General features: G+C 75.9%; 4 protein-coding genes. 2 read left to right on the top strand and 2 right to left on the bottom strand.

Annotation, left to right across the window (positions count from 1 at the left end; all coding sequences use genetic code 11):
* Positions 1–333: CHAD domain-containing protein (locus CBZ_RS16285; RefSeq protein WP_130782537.1), on the top strand; the 333-nt coding region annotated here is incomplete at its 5' end.
* Between the two features lie 6 nt (positions 334–339).
* Here CBZ_RS16285 and CBZ_RS16280 read toward each other — a convergent pair.
* Both CBZ_RS16280 and CBZ_RS16275 read right to left on the bottom strand, forming a co-directional pair.
* Complete coding sequence (locus CBZ_RS16280) at positions 340–1,281, bottom strand: VOC family protein (protein ID WP_130782536.1); 942 nt, start codon at positions 1,279–1,281, stop codon at positions 340–342.
* Positions 1,282–1,337: 56 nt separating this feature from the next.
* On the bottom strand, positions 1,338–1,979 hold the full coding sequence (locus CBZ_RS16275) for a CYTH domain-containing protein (protein ID WP_130782535.1): 642 nt from the start codon (positions 1,977–1,979) through the stop codon (positions 1,338–1,340).
* 219 nt (positions 1,980–2,198) lie between these two features.
* On the opposite strand from CBZ_RS16275, the gene CBZ_RS16270 reads away from it, so the two are divergent.
* The coding region (locus CBZ_RS16270) for a DEAD/DEAH box helicase (RefSeq protein WP_130782534.1) at positions 2,199–3,437 on the top strand (1,239 nt) is incomplete at its 3' end.

The raw sequence follows: 3,437 nt of genomic DNA, 5'->3' as shown, positions 1-3,437 counted from the left end.
CAGCGCGACGACGCGCTGCACGACCTGCGCCGGGCCGCGCGACGGGCCCGCTACGCGAGCGAGGTCGCGCGCGAGGTCGTCGGGAGGCCTGCGCGGCGCAGCGCGCGGCGTGCGCGGGCGGTGCAGGACGTCCTCGGCCGCCAGCACGACGGCGTGGTGCGCCGGGCGACGCTGCGCCGGGTCGCGGTGCAGGCGCACCTGGACGGCGAGAACGCGTTCACCTACGGCCGCCTGCACGCCGCGGAGCAGCAGGACGCCGAGCGGGCCGAGGCCGACGCGGCCCCGGCGCTGCGCCGGGCGCTGGCGCGGGGCCACCGCGCCTGGATGTCCTGACGGCCGTCAGGCCGCCGCGCTGACCCGCACGACGTTGCGCCACGGGTCCTCGAACAGCAGCGTCGCGCCGTCGTCGGCGGGCAGGACGCCCGCGTGACGGACGCGGTCCGCGAGCGCGCCGAGGTCGTCGGCGGTCGGGACGGTGATCCGGACCTCGCCGAGCCCGAGCGCGGAGGCGCGCGGTCCGGCCCCGGCGCTGTTCCACGTGTTCATGGCGAGGTGGTGGTGGTAGCCGCCCGCGGACACGAACAGCGCGCCGTGCCACTGGGCCTGGACGTCGAACCCGAGGGCGTCGACGTAGAAGGCGCGCGCGGTGGGGACGTCGCCGACCTGCAGGTGGACGTGCCCGACGACCGCGTCGCCGGCACCGGGCGCCTCGACGGCCTGGTCGGTGAGGTGCTCGCGGAGGAACCCGTTCGGGTCGAGGCGCAGGGAGTCCATGACGACCTGGCCGTCGGCGTCGTGCTGCCACTGGTCGCGCGTGCGGTCCCAGTAGAGCTCGACGCCGTTGCCCTCGGGGTCGGTGAGGTAGAACGCGAGCGAGACGAGGTGGTCGGCGGAGCCGACGTAGGACTCGGGGGCGCGCTGCGCGACGGAGGCGAGCGTCGCGGCGAGGCCGGCGCGGTCGTCGAAGAGGATCGCGGTGTGGAACAGGCCGGCCGCGCCGCGCTGGGCGGGCGGCAGGTCGGGCGTGTGCCGCAGGACGACGAGGGGCGTGCTGCCGCGGCCGAGCGTGACGGCGTCGGGGCGGTGCTCGCCGAACCGGTCGCCCGGGGCGTCGAGGACGGACAGCGCGAGCGTGTCGCGGTAGAACGCGAGCTGCCGGTCGAGGTCGCCGACGAGCAGCGTCACGGCGTCCATGCCGGTGCCTGCGGCGATGGCGTCGTGCGGGTGTCGGACGGCGCCGCGGACGGCGGCTCCCTGGCCGGGGGTGGGGGCGGTGGGCATGGCGGACCTCCTGAGTCGCCCACCACTATAGTTGAGAATTCAACATTCGACCAGGGTCAGTGCGCGTCGGGCTCCCCCGGCAGGTGGTTGTGGCCCAGCCCGGACAGGAAGCGCGGCCCCGTCGCCGCCAGCTCGGCCGACCACGCCGACGCCCACCCGCCGAACGGCCGGCGCGCCAGGCCGTCGTTGGCGAACCGCCCGTCGGTCGTCACCTCCGTCGTGCAGAAGTCCGGCACGACCAGGTCGGTCACCGGCCCGCCGCGCTCCACCTCGGCGACGACCAGCGGCGCGTTGCCGCCCGCGAACACGTCGATGACCCACCCGTCCGCACCCAGCCACGCGGAGTGCCGCAGCTTCGCGACCCGCGCCGGCGCGCGGCGCACGATCTCCACCGCGACCAGCGGGTCGAGCTCACGCTCCGCCTCGTACCGGGTGCCCTCGACCATCGGGCCCTTCACCGTGATCGCGCAGAAGTCCACCGCGCCCACGTGCGCCTCGAGCAGCGCCAGCTCGTCGAGCGTCGGGTCCACGCCCGTCACGCCCGTCGCCTGCGCGCGGACCCGCACCGCGAAGCCGTCCTCGGCCAGCAGGTAGCTCTGCACGATGAGCGTCGGCGCAGCCTCCAGCAGGTCCACCGGCGTCCGGTCGACGAAGAACCGCCGCTCGAACTCGAAGTCGCCGTACCCCGTGTCGCTCATCGGCCCGACCGTGCCGACCGTGCCGCTGCGCGCGGCCCCGTGGTGTGCATGCGTCGAGCCTAGCCAGGGCCCCGCGGTGGACGCCGCGAGCACGCCGACGGGCCGGTGTGAGACCCTGAGGGCATCCCTGGGCAGCGCGACACCCGCGCGCCCCGCGTCGTGGAGACCCCGGTCCATCCTGCGGCGACTCCGACGACCCTCCCCGAGAGGCCTTTCCCTGTGACTTCCTTCGCCGACCTCGGCGTGCCCGCCTCCCTTGTCCGCACCCTCGCGGACGACGGCATCACGGCCCCCTTCCCCATCCAGACCGCGACGCTGCCCGACTCGCTCGCCGGCACCGACGTCCTCGGCCGCGGCCGCACCGGCTCCGGCAAGACGCTCGCGTTCGCCCTGCCCGTCGTCGCGCGCACCGCCGCCGCCGGGCGCCGCACCGCGCCGTCCCGCCCGCGCGCCCTCGTCCTCGCCCCCACCCGCGAGCTCGCGAACCAGATCGACGCGGTCATCGCACCGCTCGCCGCGGCCGTCGGCCTCACGACGACCACGATCTTCGGCGGCGTCGCGCAGTCGCGCCAGGTCACCGCCCTGCAGCGCGGCGCCGACATCGTCGTCGCCTGCCCCGGCCGGCTCGAGGACCTGCTCCAGCAGCGCCTGGTGAGCCTCGACGACGTCGCGATCACCGTGCTCGACGAGGCCGACCACATGGCCGACCTCGGCTTCCTGCCGGTCGTGCGCCGCCTGCTCGACCGCACGCCGCGCGACGGCCAGCGCCTGCTGTTCTCGGCGACGCTGGACAACGGCGTCGACGTGCTCGTCAAGCGCTTCCTCACGAAGCCCGTCGAGCACTCGGTCGACAGCGCCGCCTCCCCCGTCACCGCCATGACGCACCACCTCCTCGAGGTCGCCGACGCCGACGCCAAGAAGGCGATCGTGCGCGCGCTCGCGTCCGGCACCGGGCGTCGCGTCCTGTTCATGCGCACCAAGCACCAGGCCAAGAAGCTCGCCAAGCAGCTCACCGCCGACGGCATCCCGTCGGTCGACCTGCACGGCAACCTCGGCCAGGGCGCCCGCGAGCGCAACCTCGAGGCGTTCACCTCGGGCGCCGTCCGCGTGCTCGTCGCCACCGACATCGCCGCGCGCGGCATCCACGTCGACGACGTCGGCCTCGTCGTGCACGTCGACCCGCCCGCCGAGCACAAGGCGTACCTGCACCGCTCCGGTCGCACCGCGCGTGCCGGTGCCGGCGGCGACGTCGTGACCCTCGTCCTGCCCGAGCAGCGCGGCGACGTCCGCGCCCTCACGCGGGCCGCGAAGATCACCGCGCAGCCGCGTCCGGTCACCCTCGGCGACCCGCACCTCGCGGCGCTCGTCGGCGAGGTCGCGGCGCACGTCGCCCCCGCGCCCGCCGCCCCCGCGACCCGGCAGGGCACGCCCCGCTCGGCGCAGGGCGCGTCCCGTACC

The organism is Cellulomonas biazotea, from assembly GCF_004306155.1.
Lineage (GTDB): Bacteria > Actinomycetota > Actinomycetes > Actinomycetales > Cellulomonadaceae > Cellulomonas > Cellulomonas biazotea.
The sequence above is the reverse complement of the archived record's forward strand: the minus strand, read 5'-3'. Positions and strand labels throughout refer to the sequence as shown.